Genomic DNA, 19,936 nt, shown 5'->3' on the forward strand with positions numbered 1-19,936 from the left:
GGGGTGGGAGGATGAAAATTGTCATAGCGGACGACCACGCGATAGTAAGAAGCGGTTTTTCTATGATTTTAAATTTTCAGGAAGACATGGAAGTCATCGGACTTGCCGCTGACGGTATCGAAGCTTATCAAATGGTTGCCAAACATCAACCCGATGTGCTGCTGTTGGATTTAAGCATGCCTCCGGGTGAGAGCGGTTTGATTGCCACCGGGAAGATCAAAGAAGATTTTCCTGAAACCAAAATTCTTATTTTAACTATGCACGATGACGAAGAGTATTTGTTTCACGTTCTGAAAAATGGTGCTTCAGGATATATGCTGAAAAATGCACCGGATGAGGAACTTTTGTCCGCCATCCGTACTATTTATAACGGGGGAACATACATACATCCTAAAATGGCGACTTCACTTGTCCGCGAATTTTTCAATAAAAATTCCAGTACTTCTCAAAATGATCCGTTTGAGCTGCTGTCGAAACGAGAAATCGAGGTTCTCCCTTTAATCGCAAAAGGCTACGGCAATAAAGAAATTGCCCAGAAACTTTATATTTCCGTGAAAACAGTGGAAGCGCATAAAGCGAAAATTATGGAGAAGCTGCAACTGAAAAGTCGACCGGAATTGGTTGAGTACGCCTTAAAGAAAAAGTTATTGAATTTTTAATACTTCTGGAGGGATAGGAATGTCAGACTTTGCAGAACTGCGTTTTAAGGAACCAGGCATGCGGCTTCTTGAAAATGAACACAGGTATTTAACTTATTTAATGGATGAATGGCATGCGCACGTATTGGATTTTGAAAGAGATGATATGACTCTTGAAGAAGGCCGGGAAAAATTGAAGCTGATCCGGCAAAAGCTTTATGAATTTGTGGAACCGCTAAAAAACCATACGGATAAAGAAGAAGAGCATTTCTTCCCGGTGTTGGGTACTTATATCGGATTTGAACAAGGGCCGCTCATGGGCATTCAGGAAGAACACCAGGAAATAGACGGTTATATCGGCCATTTCTTCCACCATACAAGAGGAAATATAGATTTGATGACGCTGGACGATATGAAAACGATCGCCAAAGACGCAGGTGAGGCCTATGAAGTATTGACGATCCATTTCGTCAAAGAGGAAACTGTGCTGTTTCCGATGGCTGAAAAGCTGATGAAGGCAGTTGATCAGGACGAGCTATACGAAAAAATGAAAACATTGATCTCTTAAAGCCGCTTCCAGTTAAGCGGTTTTTTGTTTTGGTTTTTTTTAGGGTTTCCCCTCAGACTGCAAGGGGACTCCCTTATTAATAAGCTCTCGGACTAGCGATACAATGGAATCAGGGAATCGATAATTGAACTCGTAAAGAAAATTATTGCAGAAAAGGTGATTTGGATGATCAAGAAAGTGCAGTTGCCGTTACAAACGATGAACTTAGTAGTTGGATTCATGGTGTGGGTTATCATATCCTCACTGATCCCATTTATCAGTGAAGACATTACAATCCCACCGGAACGCTTAGCTATCGTCACAGCAGTACCAGTTGTTCTAGGATCCATCCTGCGGATCCCGCTTGGTTATTATGCCAACGTATTCGGGGCAAGGATTATTTTTCTGCTCAGTTTTATCCTATTGCTGTTTCCGGTGTTTTACTTAAGTGAAGCATCTACTTTTACAGATTTGATTATTGGTGGATTGTTTCTCGGTATCGGGGGAGCGGTATTCTCGGTGGGAGTAACGTCATTGCCTAAATACTATCCAAAAGAAAAGCATGGACTTGTTAATGGGATCTACGGGGCAGGTAATATCGGCACTGCGATCACCACGTTTTCCGCACCGTTGATCGCCACTCAAATCGGCTGGTCGGCAACCATCAAACTGTACTTAATCTTGCTGCTGATATTTGCTTTGCTGAACTTCTTCCTTGGGGACCGTCATGAAGCGAAAGTGAAAACCCCTATTTTCGAGCAGATTAAAGGCGTTTATAAAAACGAAAAGCTTTGGTTCTTTTCATTGTTTTACTTCATCACGTTCGGTTCGTTCGTCGCATTCACCATCTACTTGCCGAACTTTCTGGTCAACAATTTCGGCCTCGAAAAAGTGGACGCTGGCATGCGGACTGCAGGCTTTATCGCTGTCGCGACTTTCCTTCGTCCAGTAGGCGGCTGGCTGGCGGATAAATTGCAGCCATTGCTTTTATTGATGGGTACATTTTTTGTTTATACAATCGCAGCAATCGTGCTGGCTTTCTCGCCATCCATCGGTTTATATACGGTTGGCAGCATTGCGATTGCAGTGAGTGCAGGCATTGGAAATGGTGTCATCTTCAAACTTGTACCGTTTTACTTCAATAAGCAAGCCGGTATCGTCAACGGCATCGTCTCCATGATGGGGGGACTGGGAGGCTTTTTCCCGCCGATCATGCTGTCAATCATCTTTTCGATCACCGGAGCATATTCAATCGGCTTCATGCTGCTGTCTCAAGTGGCGTTAGCCAGCCTCATACTTGTCGTTTGGCTGTATTATCAGGACCGGCTGCAACTTGCTGGTGAAGTGTTCAATTCCACCGGCCAGGGTATTCTGGTCACTGATATTTCGGGGAAGATCAGAACGGTTAATCCAGCGTTCACAGAACTGACTGGTTTCGAGAAAGACGATGTAATAGGGGAGAACCCGAGCATCATGAAATCAGGACGGCAATCAAAAGAATTCTATCAGCAGATGTGGCAGGAAATAAAAGAAAAAGGCATGTGGCAAGGTGAAATATGGAATAAACGAAAAAACGGGGAAGAATACCTGCAATGGCTCAATATCAGTGCAGTAATGGACGATACCGGAGAAGTGGTTCGATATGTAGGAACGTTTACGGATATCACTTCCGAATATAAGAAGAAACATACTTCTGTTTTCCAATGATCATCAAACTGAAAGGAGGTCTTCCAGTGGATGGCCGTTATTCAAGACAGGAATTGTTCAAACCAATTGGCAAGGAAGGGCAAAAGGACATAAGCCAGGCAGTAGTTACGATTGTCGGCTGCGGGGCTCTGGGTTCTGCTATTGCTGAAACCATGGCACGAGCAGGGGTTGGAGAAGTCCATCTGGTTGACCGTGATTATGTGGAACTTTCAAATTTACAGCGCCAACAGCTTTTCACCGAAAAAGATGCAGAAGAGATGACACCAAAAGTCGAGGCAGCCAAAATTCGCTTAACAGCTATAAGAAGCGATCTACGCCTTACAACTTATTTGCAGCATCTTGACGGTGCATTGATGGAAAAGCTGGCACAATCCAGCGATTTGATCCTGGATGCCACGGATAATTTTGAAACCCGTCTTGTGTTGAATGATGCAGCCGCAAAATACAAAATACCATGGATTTACGGTGCCTGTATGGGAAGCTCCGGTGTCGTTTTCCCTTTCATTCCCGGTTATTCAGCCTGTTTCCGATGCCTATTGCCTGTACTGCCTTCTCTTAACGAAACCTGTGATACAGCGGGCATCATTCCCACGGCAGTTCAAGTTACAGCGGCTTTGCAATGTACAGAAGCTATCAAGTGGTTAAGCGGCAATAAATCGGCGATGAGAAGTAAAATGCACCATTTCAATCTATGGGACAACACCGTCCATGATCTAGGCATCAGCCGCATTAAAAATGAAAACTGTGAGACTTGCGGAATCCAACCGGTCTATCCCGCGCTGCAATCTGCTTCGGCTGGAACAATTGCGGTGCTTTGTGGCAGGGACGCGGTGCAATTCCTGCCGAATCCGAACAGGAATTTCGGAATGGTGGATGCGCTAAAAATAGGGGAAAAGTTGAAAGCACCAGTTAGATCCACTCCTTATTTTGTCGAGATGAAAGTCTATGGTAAAAGGGCAGTAGTATTTGCGGACGGCCGCATCCTGCTCCATGGCATTCGGAACAAATCCGAGGGGCAGAAATTCTATCATCAATTATTCGGCTGATGCTGAAGGGGGAAGGACATGTCTGAACAATTTAACAGTATCGGCGGTATCCGCATTGCCGTAGTGACTGTAAGTGATACCCGGACCATGGAAACAGACCACAGCGGTGGATTGATTAAACGATTAATATCGAATCAGAAAGATTTGGAAGTGGTGGATCATCGTATCGTCAAAGATGATATTGAGGAGATTCGGGGAATCGTTAAAAAGTGGCTGGGAGAAGAATCCATCGATGTCATTATAACCACAGGAGGTACGGGAATCGCCAAGAGGGATAATACGATTGAATCGATTGTGCCGTTTTACGATAAGGAAATAACAGGGTTTGGGGAACTGTTCCGGCACTTGAGTTTCACGGAAGACATCGGCACAAGAGCTATGCTCAGCCGCGCTTCGGCAGGAACGGCTTCAGATAAAGCCATTTTCATCCTGCCAGGTTCACGCGGAGCAGTGAAACTAGGGATGGAGAGGCTCATTTTGCCGGAACTCCACCACATTAGCTTCGAATTAAAAAAACATATTCAGTCTCGCTGATAATCGCCTGATTTACCACCGGTTTTTGTCAACAGCAAAGTAGGGCCGATCACCATTTCCTTGCCAGCTGCTTTACACATATCATAAATCGTCAATGCTGCGGCCGACGCTGCTGTCATTGCTTCCATTTCAACACCTGTTGGACCTTTTGTTTTTACGACTGCATATAAAAGAATTTCATAATGGCCATTGGTTTCATCGACATTCCATTCAAACTGTATGTCCACGCCACTCAAAGCCAAAGGATGGCACATCGGAATAATCTGTGCAGTATTTTTGGCAGCCATGATTCCAGCGACCTGTGCAACTGCAAAGACATCCCCTTTTTTATTGGTGCCGTCTTTGATCTGCTGGTAAATCGCTTCGTTGATCAATACAGCAGAAGCTGCGCGGGCAGTACGCACCGTTTCATTTTTTTCAGATACATCGACCATTTTCGCGCGGCCTTGTTCGTTGAAATGTGTCAGTTCAGACATTCGAATCATCCTTTCAAGTTCATATGGATTCAGTATATCAGGATTAAACGGGGAGTAGATACTATTGATGGAACATCGTAAACCGATTCCAGTCTCGGAAGCTGTTCAAAAAGTGATGGACCATGCACATACAATCGGGACTGAAATGGTTCCACTGGCAAACAGCTATAACAGAATACTTGCAGAACCGATTGTCGCAGGACATGCGGTGCCGCCTTTCGACCGTTCGCCTTATGACGGATTCGCCATCATTTCCAGTAGTTCACGGGAAGCTTCGGGTGATAACCGGATTCGTTTTGAAATAGTGGACCATATTGGAGCAGGAGAAGTGTCAGAATCAGTGCTAAGTGGGAATCGAGCGGTCCGTATTATGACCGGAGCGCCGTTGCCTGAAAACGCGGACGCCATTGTCATGTTTGAACAGACGGTTGAATCAACGGATTCATTCACTATTCGCAAGCCATTTGATCCGCTGGAGAATGTGTCTCTGGAAGGAGAAGATGTACAGCAGGGAGAAACTGTCATCGAGAGCGGCCACTTGATCCATCCTGGAACAGTGGCATTGCTGGCGACTTTCGGTTACGCAAACGTCCAGGTTGCCAGGCAGCCGGTGGTCGGCATTCTGTCTACCGGTACAGAGTTACTGGATGTCTCGGAACCACTTGTACCCGGGAAAATCCGCAACAGCAATGGACCGATGATTGCAGCGCAACTTGCCAGAATGGGCATTGGCTGCAGAGTCTATGGACTTTCAATGGATGACCTGGATCAAAGCTTCAATATTGTAAAAAAAGCGGCGGCTGAAACTGACTGCCTGATAACAACAGGCGGCGTTTCCGTGGGAGATTTTGATTTCCTGCCGGCGATTTATGAACGGCTTGGAGCAGAGGTGCTGTTCAATAAAGTTGCCATGCGTCCAGGAAGTGTCACGACTGTCGCGGTAGCAGACGGCAAATACTTATTCGGCCTCTCCGGCAATCCGTCAGCCTGCTTTACAGGATTTGAATTGTTTGTCCGCCCAGCTCTTTTGAAAATGATGGGAGCGGAAAAAAAATATTTGCCCCATACTAAGGCAATACTTGTTGAAGATTTTACAAAAGCCAATCCGTTTACACGATTTATCCGTGCAGTTTATGATGGTGAGTTTATCAAACCAGCAGGGTTCAATAAGTCGAATGCGGTTGCGTCCATCGCTAAAGGCAATGCGCTGATTGTGTTGCCGGGAGGGACCAGAGGCTACCAAAAAGGGGATACCGTGGATGTGCTGCTGCTGGGTGTCGAAGAAGGCAGTGCATCATGGAAAATATAAAGGCACTACAAATCGTGGGTTTCAAAAACAGCGGCAAAACGACATTGCTTAGTCGTTTTATGGAAATGGCTCTGAAATTCAATAAGCAAGTTTCCACCATAAAACATCATGGCCATGGAGGCGATTTGGAAATGCCTTCCCCAGAAACTGACAGTATGCGCTTCTTCGAAAAAGGCGCAACCAGTTCACTGGCTTATGGAAATGGCATTGTCCAGCTGCACCTCCAAACAAAAGAAGATGATCTGCAGAAGTTCATCCTGTTATCCCAACTGGCTGAACCCGATCTGATATTGATTGAAGGATTTAAAAAAGCGGATTTTCCAAAAGTTGTTCTTGTCCGAAGTGCTGAAGACTGGCAGGAGCTCCAAAAACTCACAAATATCAAATTGGTCATCATTCATAAAGGTGTCGCATTAAACAATATCAAATCTATCGAATTGGACAATGAAACAGAAATCAATAGGTTTTTTGTCCACTGGATGGAAGGGGATAACGGATGAAACCATACAGTGTTATAACCGAACCGATAATCCCGCAGCTTTATGCGGATTACGTATTGCGCCCAGAGGCAGGAGCGGTGACGCTTTTTACAGGACATGTCCGTGAATGGACAAAAGGGGTCCAGACAGTGTATCTCGCATATGAAGCTTATGTCCCGATGGCTGAGAAGAAATTAGCTCAAATCGGAAACGAAATCGAAGAAAAATGGGAGGGTACCCGGGTGGCTATTGCGCACCGCATCGGCGAACTTGAAATCAGCGATATCGCTGTGGTTATCGCTGTCTCCTCACCTCACAGAAGAACGGCATATGAAGCGAATGAATACGCAATTGAACGAATCAAAGAAATTGTGCCGATATGGAAAAAAGAAATTTGGAACGATGGAGAACAATGGATTGGGGACCAAAAGAAAAAGCCGGAAGGAGAATTGAAATGATCACTGTACATTATTTTGCGGGCATTCGGCAAATGACCGGAATTAAGACAGAAGACATTGATTATGCAGGCATGACTGTTCGCCAATTAAAAGAACAGCTCTTTCATAAATATCCGGAAATGCAGGGAAGTTCGCTGCATGTCGCTGTAAATGAAGAATATGCACTGCCGACGGATATCCTGTCAGAAGGAGACGCCGTGGCGTTGATCCCGCCTGTCAGTGGCGGATGAAGACCATCGGCATACTACTCGCCGGTGGGCTTTCCCGACGTTTCGGTTCTCCTAAAGCATTTGCCAAAATCGGAGATGAGTTGTTTTATGAAAAAGTCTATCAGGCACTAGCTGCCGCTTGTGATGAGGTGGTTATTGTCACCAGGAAAGAACTGGTGCAGTTATTTCCACCAGAACTGGATGTGATAACAGATCATGTCTCCGTTTCCGGAAAGGGACCACTGGCAGGTATATATACAGTGATGAAAATGAGAATTGCGGCAAGTTATATGGTTCTTCCATGTGATATGCCGTTTATCGGTCCTGCTGAAACATCGGCATTCAAACAATTAGTGCCGAAGAATGCACAGGTCACGGGGATTGTTACCGAAGATGAGAAGATTCCACTGTTCAGTTACTGGGCTGGTAATTTTGCCGAAGAGCTCGAACAGGCAATCGCCAATGAAAGATTAGGCGTATTTGATTTTCTTCGTATTTTGGACACCCAATGGATAGACCATTCATTGCTTCATCCGAATAAAGATAAATTTCGCAATATTAATAGAAATAATTTATAGAAAGGGAGGGCGTTAATATGGAAGGACAACCATTGAAAGATCGACTGGGCCGGCCGATACGTGATTTACGGATTTCTGTCACCGACCGCTGCAATTTCCGGTGTTCTTATTGCATGCCAAAAGAAGTGTTTGGTGATGATTATGCATTTCTGCCCAAGCAGGAGTTGCTGTCATTTGAAGAAATTCACCGGCTGACCAAGATTTTCGTATCAATGGGGGTCAAAAAAATCAGGCTGACAGGCGGCGAACCGTTAATGCGCCGGGGATTGCCGGAACTTATTAAGAAAGTCCTCTCTGTAGAAGGTGTAGAAGATATCGGTTTGACCACCAATGGGCTGTTTTTGAAACAGCAAGGAGCGGCGCTTTACGCAGCAGGACTGCGGCGGCTCAACATCAGTTTAGATGCACTGGATGCAGAACTGTTCGGCAAACTGAACGGCAGAGGCGTCAGTCCGGCGCCGATTCTTGAAAACATCGATTTTGCAAAAGAGCTCGGGTTTGAAATTAAAGTGAATATGGTCGTCCAAAAAGATGTGAATGAACAGGAAATATTGCCGATGGCCGCTTATTTCAAAGAGAAAGGCATAACGCTTCGTTTTATTGAATTTATGGATGTCGGAAATGATAATGGCTGGAGTTTTAAGAAAGTCGTTACGAAGAAAAAAATACTCGAATTACTCCAAAACGAATATGAGCTGGAAGCGGTTGATGAAGATTATTACGGAGAAGTGGCAAAACGGTTCCGTTATAAAGACAGTGCCTCACAAGTCGGCTTTATCACTTCTGTTTCAGAATCATTTTGTTCTTCGTGTACACGGGCACGCCTGTCATCTGATGGTAAATTCTATACATGCCTCTTTGCTGTTCAAGGGTTTGACATCAGGGAATTGATCCGGAGCGGGATGGACGATGACGCGCTATTGGAGGCCGTCAGTAATGTATGGGCTGGCCGAACTGATCGCTACTCCGATGAACGGACGGAACAAACGGCTAAAAACCGCAATAAAATTGGAATGTCATATATTGGTGGATAGGTCTTCGTTATGACTGTTCCTAATTACTTCCCCTGTGACTGAGTATTTTCAGTAACTGGGGACTTTTTTTGCTTTCTTGATGCCGGTCAATTTGTTCTTCAGCTCCATCCACTATGATTGGGATAGAAATAGTATTGGAAGAAGGAGTTGAAGGAAAATGGCTGGTTTGATCCATCAGTATAAAAAGAAGATTACATTCTTTGCAGGGTTCTTGCTCATTTTAGCCCTGTTTTTCAATGGTCTGGCGTTTACAGAATTTCAGCAGCTGACCCTGATCGCAGCGACGCTCATTGCGGGCATACCAATCGGGTTAAAAGCGTTGCAAGCAATGCGCATGAAAGCATTCAGCATCGAGATGCTGGTTACTATCGCAGTTATTGGCGCACTAGTAATCGGTGAATACACAGAATCTGCGATTGTTACATTTTTATTTCTGTTCGGGGATTATCTGGAAGCACGGACATTGGAGAAAACAAGATCTTCCTTAAAGAGTCTGATTGATTTGACACCTGAAGAAGCAACAATTGTTCGGGACGGGATAAATATTACCGTACCGGTTGAAGAAGTTGGCATAGGAGACCGGGTCATCGTCCGAACTGGCGGTAAAATTCCGGTGGATGGAACAATTATTAGCGGTCAGGCATTGCTGGCTGAAGCAGCCATCACTGGTGAATCTGTGCCGGCCTTGAAAAAGAATGGAGACAATGTATACAGCAGTACTATGATCGAATCGGGCTATATCGAAGTCCTGGCTGAAAAAGTCGGGGACGATACTATATTTGCAAAAATCATTGAACTCGTGGAAGAAGCACAGGAATCTAAAACGAAAACCGAAAAGTTTCTTAACAGGTTCTCAGCAGTTTATACACCCGGTGTCGTCGTGCTGTCGGTAATGGTCTATATTCTATCAGCGGACCTGCATTTGGCCATCACTTTTCTCGTTATCGCCTGTCCAGGGGCATTGGTCATCGGTGCACCTGTTTCTAGTGTAGCGGGTATCGGGAACGGGGCGAAAAATGGGGTCCTCATCAAAGGCGGCGAAGTGATGGACCGCTTTTCAAAAGTGGATACGCTTGTTTTCGATAAAACGGGCACTTTGACGAAAGGAAAACCACAAGTGACTGCTATTAAATCGCTAAATAGTTTGGAAGAAAGCGATTTGCTGCGCATGGTGGCTTCTGCAGAAACAGTATCAGAACACCATTTAGGCAAAACCATTGTCAAAGAGGCTGAAATCCGCGGCATTAAACTGGCTTCACCTGAAAAATCCAAAGTCAAAAAAGGACGCGGTTTGATGGCGTTAGTCGATGGAAAATGCGTGGCGATCGGCAACCGCAAACTTATGGAGTCTAATGACGTAGAGATCCCTTCAGAAATAATGGCATATGCGATTGAACGGGAAAAAATGGGCAATACAGCTATCTTCATTTCAGCAGATAGAGAGCTCGCAGGCATCATATCCATTGCCGATCAGATTCGGGAAGATGCACCAGCTGCACTTGCTGAAATGAGAAGAAACGGCATTAAGAGAATCATTATGCTGACAGGAGATAATCGATTTACGGCTGAACGAGTGGCCACAGCACTTGGCTTGGATGAATTCCATCCAGAACTGCTGCCGGCTGACAAAGTAAAATTTATCCAACAATTGCAGGCAGAAGGTCACATTGTGGCAATGGCAGGAGATGGCGTCAACGATGCGCCGGCAATTGCAGCAGCAAATATTGGAATAGCCATGGGGGAAGGCGGTACAGATATTTCAATGGAAACAGCGGATGCCGTATTGATGGCAGATAAACTTCTGCAATTCTCCCATGCCTACTCTTTATCCAAAGCGACGATACGCAATATGAAACAAAACACTGTCTTTGCCATAGGGATTGTCGGGGTATTACTGGCAGGTGTATTAATGGGATCCATCCATTTAGCTTCCGGCATGTTCATACACGAAGCAAGTGTTTTGTTAGTCATCTTGAATGCCATGCGATTAATGCACTTCAATCAGTATAAAATCAAGAAAGAAAATATATTGCGGCCAGTTCAGGCTTAGCAATATAACCAGGAGGAAGAATCATGTTGAAAGTTACATTTAAAATGGAACCGTTAACTTGTCCGTCATGCATTAAAAAGATCGAAAACGCTGTAATAAAACTACAAGGAGTTAAAAGTGTGAACGTTCTCTTTCACGCCGGAAAAGTGAAAGTAGTATTTAACGAAGAATTGGTTTCTGCTCAAGAAGTCGAAGAAGCCATTGTGCGTCTGGGTTATCCGGTCCTATCAACAAAAGTAGCTTGAACCAGACCGCTAAAGCCCAGATAAAAATGAAGTTTTCAGATTTATGGTAAAATTAATACAACGAAATAATAGAAGTGTTTAGCAGTTAAGGAGGGTGCAAGATGCCGCTGCAGGAACCGGGTAAACTTAATGAAGCAAAGAAAACGGAAAATCATAAATCATGCGTTTCCATCGTACCGATTTTTAATCACTTAGAAGACGATGAAATGAACAGTATCGTAAAATCAGCAGTACATCTTAACTTAAAAAAGAATGAGGTTCTATACCGCGCCGGTGATCATTCCAATTCACTGTATATCGTCCATAAAGGAAAAATCAGGGTTTACCGGTTATCAGAAAATGGCAGAGAGCAGCTTATCCGAATACTGAATCCGGGAGAGTTTACTGGTGAATTGGCGTTATTCAGGGAGTCGGTCCATGAAGTCTATGCCGAAGCTATGGAACACACGGAAATTTGCAGCATACAACGGGGCGATTTACAGGAAATTCTCCAGCAGCATCCTACTATTTCATTGAAAATCTTAAACGAATTTTCAAAGCGACTGGATAATACAGAACATCTCATGACCAGTTTCGCCACAGAAAATGCAGAGACGCGAATCGCTCTTTACTTGGCACAGCAGGCAGAGGACAATGATTATGAAAATATAGTCTTGCCGATGTCACGAAAAGATTTAGCCTCTTATCTTGGAACCACACCAGAAACAATCAGCCGAAAACTGGCGAAATTTGAAGATGAGGGCTTGATTCGCCAAAAAGATCATCGGACGATAGAAATCCTGGACTTAGAGTCGCTCCAATCAGTCTGATAAATAACTTAAACACTTAAAAACAGCCATTCGACATCGAGTGGCTGTTTTTAAGTCTAGGCCACGGTATGCATTGGGTTTGTACTGGAGCAGCTGGGGAATGAAAAGGGTGAACAGATAAAAATGTTGCTTGGTATCCAATGAGATAAAGGAGTGAAGGGATGTTTGATAAAAAAGCAGGAGCCTACGTCATTGATTTTTTGAAGCAATGGAAAGTGGACCATATTTACGGAATGCCAGGAGATTCAATCAATGAATTCATGGAGGAACTGCGTAAAGATGAAGACATCCGGTTTATCCAGATCCGTCACGAAGAAACGGGTGCGCTGGCTGCAGCAGCTCATGCCAAGCTGACGGGTCAGATCGGGGTCTGTATGTCAATAGCGGGACCTGGAGCGGTTCACCTGCAAAACGGGCTTTATGATGCAAAAAAAGACAAGGTGCCTGTATTGTCCATTGTCGGACAGGTAAGCAGTGAGCTGGTCGGTACGGATAATTTCCAGGAATTGAAGCTGGAGACGATGTTTGAGCAAGTGGCGGTTTATAACAGACGCGTACAGACCGCCGAGCAACTTCCAGATATGCTGAATCAGGCAATTAGGTCTGCGTATGCGGAAAATGGACCGGCCGTGCTGATTGTTTCGGATGATTTGTTCAGTTCGAAGATAAAATATGAAAAAGCCATGACTTCGTCAAACTATTCCCAACCAAAACTGAGACCAGCGGAAGAAGACCTTGAACAGGCGGCTGCTTTGATCAAATCCGCTAAAAAACCTGTCATTTTGGGAGGGAAAGGGGCAAAAGGAGCGGTTGCGGAACTGTTGATGTTTGCTGAGGAGATTAAAGCACCGCTTATTGCTTCATTTCCATCTAAAGGCCTGATTCCTGACGGGCATCCCAATCATATGGGCCATCTCGGGCAATTAGGGACTGAACCGGCTAAGGAAGTGATGAAGGAAGCGGATTTATTGATATTAGCGGGTACTGCCTATCCATACCGGGATTATTTGCCGAATGATGCTCCAGCCATCCAAATTGATATCGATCCGGCTGTAATCGGTAAATATTATCCGGCAACCATAGGCATTGCCAGTGAATTGGAACCGGTCATGGCTTGGTTTATTGAAAATATCCAGCCTAAAGATGATACATTCCTTAAAAAATCTCAAGAAAAACGGGATAAATGGGATGAGAGGTTGCAGCAGGAGATGGCGAAAGAGACGGAGCAGCTGCAGCCACAGCAAGTAATAGCAGAAGTGCAGAGTATTTTGGAACCTGGAGCGGTCGTATCACTCGACGTAGGAAGCGTGACGCTCTGGTCCGCACGGTATTTAAAGCTGACAGATCAAAAAATGGTCGTTTCCGCATGGATTGCAACGATGGGCTGCGGTTTGCCCGGTGCAATAGCCGGAAAACTGGCGTATCCGGAGAAACAAGTAATCGCTTTGATCGGTGACGGCGGTTTTTCAATGGGCATGCAGGATTTTGTGACAGCGGTCAAATACGATCTGCCAATCATTATAGTGGTCATGAACAACCAGAAGATCCAATTGATTGAAACCGAACAGGAAGAAATGGGGAACAAACCGACGAATATCGAGCTTGCCAATATAGATTTTGCGGCGTTTGCTGAAGCTTGCGGCGGCTTAGGCTACACAGCCAAAAACCCCCAAGAGTTAAAAGATGCGCTGGAGATGGCTAAAGTCAGCAACAAAGCTGCAGTAATTGATGCATACGTGGAAGATATCGATTTTGAGACGCTGTAAAGTTGGATCAGAGATGAATTGGAATACATGAAATGATAGAAATTATAAGGCAGCAAACAATAAAAATTAAATAAGCTATAAAGATTTCAATGAAATTAGAAAAACGAAATTGCTGAAAGTTCCACAGGCAATTTCGTTTATTTATTTTGAGACCATATCAGAGATTAAATAAATGTCTCAAACAATTTTTATGGTTGTAAAACAGAAACGTATTTGAAGCAACTAAAACGTCAATATAAGTGATATTGTGAAATTAGGCTGGTTTCAATGAAAAAACAGCTTTCGTCTCAATATCAAAAGTATACTTATGATTTGATACGCAACTTCCTATAATTTATATTATGTCTACTTAATTATTTTTTAAGTTATTGCTACCTCTATCACTCCTAGCCTTTTTAGCGTTATTATGCATTTTGATCTTATCTCTTAAAATTGATACATCTTCTTTTTCTTTGTTGAACTCTTCATACTTCCTTTCTAAAAATAGTTCTTTATCTTTATAAAGCCATTCAGAAAAGTTTTTAATTGTTTTTCTACCACTAACATAAACTCGATAATGATTTTCGTGTGTAGTAAAATTCGTTGCAAATCCATGTACTTCAATTTTGTTTTGTAATGATTTCATGAATTCTATCGAACCACCAACAATACTGACAAAGTAGCTCTTATAATTTACATATCCATCTCCATCAAAATAACCTCGAATAAAATGAGACATATATTCTTCTGGTATTATTGGGAAGATTAATTCTTTCGATTTTTTGCTTGTAACTCCATGTAGTTTCATTAAATCGGTTTTCATAATTTTACTGTGAATATTTAAGATGTAAACGCCTGTAATTGGATTCTGTATGATAGGATGAGTTGATTCTATTACGTCTTTTATTTGCATAAGAATATACTTTTCCTTATGGGCGAAACTTATTGTTTGCTGATCTTGTACCATACATCCGTCGGCCATAAAAAAGCCCAATATATATGCCATATTATTGGACCATGTTTTAAAATAGTTTTCGTTCACTTTAAATTTTCTTTTCCAACTGCCTATAGGTCTCATTTCGACCTGATTTTTATTAAGTATCGAACGTATATATCTGGCTGAAACGTTCGAGAAACTACCTATTTCAGAAGTACTGTAACCTTCCAAGTATAAAGCAATTATCTCATTTTGAGTTAATATGGATTTACTTCTTTTATTAGGAAATTCATTCAAAACGAACACTCCTTCCTATAAATAACCTTTAAAATTTTTTAAAAACCCCTCAAAACGAATTTTGAGGGGTTTTCATTACTATAAGTAATCCAAATTAAAGTATTCATATACGATCTATACAAAACTGATAAATCGCAGCTGTTGCCAGACAGTCACCGAGCGCGTCGTGCGCATTATGCTCAAGCTCCAGGAACGCTGATAAAGTCGTCAGCTTATGGTTCGGTGTCTCTGGTATCACTTTACGCGCCAGTTTCACTGTATCGATAACCGTATACTCCGGTATCGGCGTGATTTCCTCCAATGCGTACAGGAATCCCATATCAAACGGCGCGTTATGCGCGATGATCGGCAATCCTCCGATGAACTGGATCAATTCATGTGCAACTTCCTCGATAACCGGTGCATCACGCACATCTGCATTCGTAATGCCTGTTATCCGCGTAATCGTGCTTGAGATGTGCTGTTCGGGATTAATCGTTAAATACATGGTGTCCTTATGCATATGGTTAATGTATTTGACGGCGCCGATTTGAATGATTTTATCGCTGCCGGCACGCAGACCGGTTGTCTCAAAATCAAGTACAACGTAGTCATCAACCCGTTTCATACTGGATTTATATTTACGCGGTTTTGCTGGAGCTTTACGCGTCCAGGACGGACGCGTTTCGCGCATTTTCTGTTCGAGAATCTCTCTTGGACTCGGTCTTTCCATTTAATCCACTCCTTTTCACTCCTGCAGTGTCCCTGCGTGAGCATACAGCGTCCTACAGGCCACTCGTGCGTTTCATATCACGAATTGCCTGTATCGACAGTCTAACCAATAATACTACACTTAAAAATAGACCTGCATATGACGCTATATTTAAATATACCGCATATGCTGTGTCGATAAACTGTGCAATAGCCAATAAAGCTGCTGACACGAGACCGAATGTGATGCCTGTCATCAGCAATACGAAACGTGAAAACAATTGCGTGACGAACATGGAATTATGTTTGTCCGAAAATACGTCGTGATGTAAGATCACTTTGCCAGACTCCACGCGCTGGACAAGCCGGTCCAATCTTTTAGGCACTTTCATTAACTCCGGAAGCCATACAGCCAGCTCTTCTTCCAATTTTTCTTTCGTTGCTGAAGGCTGTGTAAAAGGTTTAAACAGATAAGAAGCTTTATACTTTTTGGCAAATGTCTTGGATTCCCTGAACATATCGAAATCCGGATCCATCGTGTGGATCGTGCTGTCGAGAACGATTAATGCCCGTAACGCCGTACCCACCGGCGGATAGAATTTCAAGCCGAAATCCCGTACGATATCAAACATGGAATGGATCAATTCCCGTGTCGGGATCTTATCGATATAAGAGATGCGCATAAGGCTTTGGCCAATAGCGTATTCAAATTTCTTTCGATCCATGCTTTGGGTGTCCTGTACAAGTGCCATCACTGCGTCAGCCATGACTTCTGCATCATTCTGCTGAATACCGATAACAAAAAGGTTCAGCGCCTTCTGCTGTTCATCAGACAACCTTCCGACTGCACCGAAATCCAGAATGATCGGACTGCCGTCCATACGATCCACAAAGATGTTGCCTGGATGCGGATCTGCATGGAAAATACCGTTGAAAAACATCTGTTCCAGATAAGAGAAAAGAATAGTCCGTGCAAATTCACTGCGATCGACCTGATAGCGGTCAAATAATTCCTGTCCTTTCGCAATGCTCTTGCCCTCCAGATATTCCAGTACGATAATTTTGTCATTGCTGTATTCTGTATAGACTTTTGGAACCTTGATATCATAATCGCTTTTTCCCATAATATTGCCGAGCTGAATTGTATTGCGTATCTCAATATTAAAATTCACTTCTTCACGCATACTGTTGGCAAAACCGATTGCCAGATCCCGGATGCCGATGCTGTTGATCCAAGCGGATTTCACGGACAGCCATTCGGTGAATGCCACCAGTAAGTTCAAATCATCTCTCATGATGCTTCGAATATCAGGACGCAGCAGTTTCACGACCACTTCATCACCATTTCTCAAGAGCGCCTTATGAACTTGACCGATGGATCCCGCAGCAATCGGTTCCTTATCAACCTCCGCAAAAACATCTTCTATCCGGTAAGGCAGTTTTTCATTCAATAAACGCTCTACTTGCTCACTCGTGAGCGGTTTGACATTTTGCTGCAATGAACCCAGTTCTCTGATAAATGCAGGTGGAAACAATTCGGTGTGGGTCGAAAGCATCTGGCCGAACTTTATAAATATGCCTCCGCTTTCCTCCAGCGTAACACGGAAAGCACGCGCCAGTTCAAGGTCATTCTCCCCCCGGTGGCGTGCAAAATCCAGCGCCTGTGAAAATCCGTTGCGGACTGAAATCTCAAGGATCCTGCTGAGACGCCTCTGCTCTCTCAGCCGATTTCTCCAGCGTATAAAAAAGATAGCTTTCCCAGTCTTCGGTTCTCCTGATTCACCCAGCTCAACCGGATCAAATAATTCAAAGAATAAATACAATAACATCGAGATCAGCAGCATGCTGCCAATCCAAAGAATAGATGTTTCATCTTGAACGATTTGAATCGCGCCTAAATCCATGTAATCTGTAAAACGCAAATAAGAATACCAGTAAAGGAATGTTGTAAGGACAACTCCCAATGACACAGAAAGAATGCGTTTCCGGATATCCACTTTCGGACCCATCAAACGGCCGCTGATAATATAAATTAGGACAGCAATCACTAATAACTCAAGAAAAAACTTCAAAAAGCCCATTGCGGCAACTCCCTTCGATATTTTCAGAATTTATCGTCAATACCATTACCATTAGTATATCAAAAATAAAAGTTTTATTTTACTAATGAAAAAACCTCCGAAACTGGAGGTTTTATGAGTGCAACAGAACCATTTGATATTTAATTGAAAGCGGAACTTTTCATGATCGAGTTCACGAGATGCACTGTGTCCCATTCCCTATCTGAAAAGTAAACGATAGGATAGTCTCCAGGGAATAAAAGACCGGCAATTTCATCGGGTGATTTTCCTTCGCGCGCAAGTACTTGCACTTTTTCGGAGACTTCCTCCAAATAACTGAGCTTTTTCTCGAGCAACTCTCTTCCATTTTCAAGATATCCGGCATGACTGCAATAAATCGCTTCAAAATCTTGCTGAAGCAGCAGCTCGATTGATGCCATTATTTGTGGAATCGACTCCGATTTCATACTGACTTTTGTTCTTGAAGAAACAAAAAGATCACCCGTGAACATAAGTTTTCGTTCCAGATTATATAAGGCGATGTGGTCATCAGCATGTCCTGGTGTATACAAGACCTGCCATTCCAGAGTGTTTGAAACGATTTCGGTCTTCAGAATTCCAGGAGCAAAAGCTTTTCGGCCTCCCCACGTATACTGCCGGTAAGCTGGATAGTCACCGTCCTCTAAACAAACAGCAAGGCCAGCTGGATGAATGTAAATAGGCTTATCCAAATTGTTCTGGATCCAGGCCGCGTTTCCTGTGTGGTCTTCATGATTATGAGTGAGAATAACTTGTTCAAATATGTGCGTGCGGAAAAAAGGCAGCAATTCTTCCTGTAAAATTTCGGGACCACAATCGATCAGCATGCCATCAACCAAATAAAGAAATACCTTCTGTCCAATCGCTTCGATCAAACCTTCAGCACAAATCACACCGCCTCGTTCATAGACAGTCAACATAAAAAAATTCCACTTCCTTTTCAGCTCTTAGTTAATGGATAGCTTTTTCTTTTCAATGCGTCCCAGTAAGTTATAAGGACGAGTTTCCCAGGTCTCATAAGGTACGCAATCTTCGGCCTGCATAGCGTCCAAGGTTCTGGAAACCATATGGGGCCGCGTTATGTATTCTTCTATATTATCTTCTGTCAACGCAACGAATTTCGCGTCGAAGATTTCTTCCGGCTGCATCCTGATTTCAGACTTGATACAAGTTGCCCGGAATACCACAGACAAAATTTCGCTGCTTGCGCTATAATAGACACCAGTTATTCCTTGAAGATCAATACTTATCCCTGTTTCCTCCAGTACTTCCCTGCGAACTGCTTCATCCAGTGCTTCGCCTTGCTCCACTTGGCCGCCCGGCGGCTCCCATGTGTCTTTGCGCCAATGCGCTTTGATAAGTAAAGCCTCTCCCTCTTCATTCGTTATATAAGCGGACACTGCCACAATATGTCTTGGGTAACTATCACTCATGAGTCTGCCTCCTGGGACTTTTGATTACTTATTACTATTTTGTTTTATTTGGTAAATCCTTTTGTATTTATCTACATATACTTCCTGAATAAATGTCAAATTCTTTTTTCATTAAGCAGGTCTTTTACCAATCGGATCATAATTGTTATATGGCCGTCCAAGTCGTCTTCAAACTCCGTTAGCTTGTTAAAACCTTTAGCTTTATAGAAGTTGACACCCGTTTCATTTTCTTTTTCCACATTTACGAATACCTTTGACACATCCTGTGCGTTGTTTATTCCTTCATTCAATAAAGCTGTACCCATTCCCTTGCCTTGATGTTCAGGAAGCAGATAAATAGCTCCCAACTCCACTTCACCTTCTTCTTTTACATTTGAAAAATTGCCGAACCCCACAACATGGCCGTCAGCTTCCGCAACATACAAGGAAGACACAGCGAGACGTCGCTTCATCATTTCGTCACTGTAGGCTGAATTTAAAAAGCTTTCCTGGATATGTGCCGGAATTATTCCTTCATATGTATCGTTCCAGCTCGTTTTCGCAACTTGCTGGACCTCTTTAATGTCTTCTTCTTTCATGTCACGGATTTGGAAGCTCATATTTTTCTCCTGTTCTA

At 43.4% G+C, this 19,936-nt stretch carries 22 protein-coding genes; 15 read left to right on the top strand and 7 right to left on the bottom strand.

The genetic code is table 11. From position 1 onward, the window contains the following. The first annotated feature begins 11 nt into the window (after nt 1-11). The 5 genes from AC2Q9J_RS08805 (at nt 12) to AC2Q9J_RS08825 (ending at nt 4,472) form a co-directional block, all read left to right on the top strand. On the top strand, nt 12-659 hold the full coding sequence (locus AC2Q9J_RS08805; protein WP_499039065.1) for a response regulator transcription factor: 648 nt from the start codon (nt 12-14) through the stop codon (nt 657-659). Between the two features lie 19 nt (nt 660-678). Continuing rightward, the gene (locus AC2Q9J_RS08810) at nt 679-1,206 is read left to right on the top strand and encodes a hemerythrin domain-containing protein (protein ID WP_499039066.1); all 528 of its coding nucleotides are present in this window, start codon (nt 679-681) and stop codon (nt 1,204-1,206) included. Between the two features lie 165 nt (nt 1,207-1,371). Beyond that, entirely contained in the window at nt 1,372-2,892 is a 1,521-nt protein-coding gene (locus AC2Q9J_RS08815) for a nitrate/nitrite transporter (protein WP_499039068.1), read from the top strand. Between the two features lie 26 nt (nt 2,893-2,918). Continuing rightward, nucleotides 2,919-3,938 carry a ThiF family adenylyltransferase gene (locus AC2Q9J_RS08820; RefSeq protein ID WP_499039071.1) on the top strand — a complete coding sequence of 340 codons (1,020 nt, stop codon included), beginning with the start codon at nt 2,919-2,921 and terminating at the stop codon, nt 3,936-3,938. 18 nt (nt 3,939-3,956) lie between these two features. Then, nucleotides 3,957-4,472: a MogA/MoaB family molybdenum cofactor biosynthesis protein gene (locus AC2Q9J_RS08825; RefSeq protein ID WP_499039072.1), complete on the top strand. Its 516-nt coding sequence runs from the start codon at nt 3,957-3,959 to the stop codon at nt 4,470-4,472. On the opposite strand, the gene moaC is transcribed toward AC2Q9J_RS08825, so the two are convergent. Continuing rightward, entirely contained in the window at nt 4,460-4,948 is a 489-nt protein-coding gene (moaC, locus tag AC2Q9J_RS08830; protein ID WP_499039073.1) for a cyclic pyranopterin monophosphate synthase MoaC, read from the bottom strand. The two genes, AC2Q9J_RS08825 and moaC, sit on opposite strands and share 13 nt — an antisense overlap. Before the next feature lie 64 nt (nt 4,949-5,012). On the opposite strand from moaC, the gene AC2Q9J_RS08835 reads away from it, so the two are divergent. The 10 genes from AC2Q9J_RS08835 (at nt 5,013) to AC2Q9J_RS08880 (ending at nt 13,885) form a co-directional block, all read left to right on the top strand. Beyond that, nucleotides 5,013-6,257 (top strand): molybdopterin molybdotransferase MoeA, encoded by a 1,245-nt coding sequence (locus tag AC2Q9J_RS08835; RefSeq protein ID WP_499039075.1) that lies wholly within the window; start codon nt 5,013-5,015, stop codon nt 6,255-6,257. After that, nucleotides 6,245-6,757 (top strand): molybdopterin-guanine dinucleotide biosynthesis protein B, encoded by a 513-nt coding sequence (mobB, locus tag AC2Q9J_RS08840; RefSeq protein WP_499039077.1) that lies wholly within the window; start codon nt 6,245-6,247, stop codon nt 6,755-6,757. The genes AC2Q9J_RS08835 and mobB overlap by 13 nt, the downstream gene beginning before the upstream one ends. Further along, nucleotides 6,754-7,194, top strand: coding sequence for a molybdenum cofactor biosynthesis protein MoaE (locus AC2Q9J_RS08845; RefSeq protein ID WP_499039079.1), 441 nt, complete (start codon nt 6,754-6,756; stop codon nt 7,192-7,194). Before mobB ends, AC2Q9J_RS08845 begins: the two co-directional genes overlap by 4 nt. Further along, nucleotides 7,191-7,424, top strand: coding sequence for a molybdopterin converting factor subunit 1 (moaD, locus tag AC2Q9J_RS08850; RefSeq protein ID WP_499039080.1), 234 nt, complete (start codon nt 7,191-7,193; stop codon nt 7,422-7,424). The genes AC2Q9J_RS08845 and moaD overlap by 4 nt, the downstream gene beginning before the upstream one ends. Next, on the top strand, nt 7,421-7,981 hold the full coding sequence (mobA, locus tag AC2Q9J_RS08855; RefSeq protein ID WP_499039082.1) for a molybdenum cofactor guanylyltransferase: 561 nt from the start codon (nt 7,421-7,423) through the stop codon (nt 7,979-7,981). The genes moaD and mobA overlap by 4 nt, the downstream gene beginning before the upstream one ends. A gap of 17 nt (nt 7,982-7,998) precedes the next feature. Next, nucleotides 7,999-9,015, top strand: a complete 1,017-nt coding sequence (gene moaA / locus AC2Q9J_RS08860; protein WP_499039084.1) for a GTP 3',8-cyclase MoaA — start codon at nt 7,999-8,001, stop codon at nt 9,013-9,015. Nucleotides 9,016-9,172: 157 nt separating this feature from the next. Then, nucleotides 9,173-11,065, top strand: a complete 1,893-nt coding sequence (locus tag AC2Q9J_RS08865; RefSeq protein ID WP_499039086.1) for a heavy metal translocating P-type ATPase — start codon at nt 9,173-9,175, stop codon at nt 11,063-11,065. Between the two features lie 23 nt (nt 11,066-11,088). Continuing rightward, nucleotides 11,089-11,310, top strand: a complete 222-nt coding sequence (locus AC2Q9J_RS08870) for a heavy-metal-associated domain-containing protein (RefSeq protein ID WP_499039088.1) — start codon at nt 11,089-11,091, stop codon at nt 11,308-11,310. A 101-nt stretch (nt 11,311-11,411) separates the two neighbouring features. Then, nucleotides 11,412-12,119, top strand: a complete 708-nt coding sequence (locus tag AC2Q9J_RS08875; RefSeq protein ID WP_499039090.1) for a Crp/Fnr family transcriptional regulator — start codon at nt 11,412-11,414, stop codon at nt 12,117-12,119. Nucleotides 12,120-12,280: 161 nt separating this feature from the next. After that, nucleotides 12,281-13,885, top strand: a complete 1,605-nt coding sequence (locus AC2Q9J_RS08880) for a pyruvate oxidase (RefSeq protein WP_499039092.1) — start codon at nt 12,281-12,283, stop codon at nt 13,883-13,885. Between the two features lie 349 nt (nt 13,886-14,234). On the opposite strand, the gene AC2Q9J_RS08885 is transcribed toward AC2Q9J_RS08880, so the two are convergent. The 6 genes from AC2Q9J_RS08885 to AC2Q9J_RS08910 form a co-directional block, all read right to left on the bottom strand. After that, nucleotides 14,235-15,098, bottom strand: coding sequence for an LAGLIDADG family homing endonuclease (locus AC2Q9J_RS08885; protein WP_499039093.1), 864 nt, complete (start codon nt 15,096-15,098; stop codon nt 14,235-14,237). A gap of 103 nt (nt 15,099-15,201) precedes the next feature. Beyond that, nucleotides 15,202-15,810, bottom strand: coding sequence for a 3'-5' exonuclease (locus tag AC2Q9J_RS08890; RefSeq protein WP_499039095.1), 609 nt, complete (start codon nt 15,808-15,810; stop codon nt 15,202-15,204). A 52-nt stretch (nt 15,811-15,862) separates the two neighbouring features. Then, nucleotides 15,863-17,869 carry an ABC1 kinase family protein gene (locus AC2Q9J_RS08895; protein ID WP_499039096.1) on the bottom strand — a complete coding sequence of 669 codons (2,007 nt, stop codon included), beginning with the start codon at nt 17,867-17,869 and terminating at the stop codon, nt 15,863-15,865. Between the two features lie 140 nt (nt 17,870-18,009). Then, nucleotides 18,010-18,807: an MBL fold metallo-hydrolase gene (locus AC2Q9J_RS08900; protein ID WP_499039098.1), complete on the bottom strand. Its 798-nt coding sequence runs from the start codon at nt 18,805-18,807 to the stop codon at nt 18,010-18,012. 27 nt (nt 18,808-18,834) lie between these two features. Beyond that, nucleotides 18,835-19,320 carry an NUDIX hydrolase gene (locus AC2Q9J_RS08905; protein ID WP_499039100.1) on the bottom strand — a complete coding sequence of 162 codons (486 nt, stop codon included), beginning with the start codon at nt 19,318-19,320 and terminating at the stop codon, nt 18,835-18,837. Nucleotides 19,321-19,415: 95 nt separating this feature from the next. Continuing rightward, the gene (locus tag AC2Q9J_RS08910; protein ID WP_499039102.1) at nt 19,416-19,919 is read right to left on the bottom strand and encodes a GNAT family N-acetyltransferase; all 504 of its coding nucleotides are present in this window, start codon (nt 19,917-19,919) and stop codon (nt 19,416-19,418) included. Between the last annotated feature and the right edge of the window lie 17 nt (nt 19,920-19,936).

This window comes from Planococcus sp. RAB007_Raresut (genome assembly GCF_057369535.1).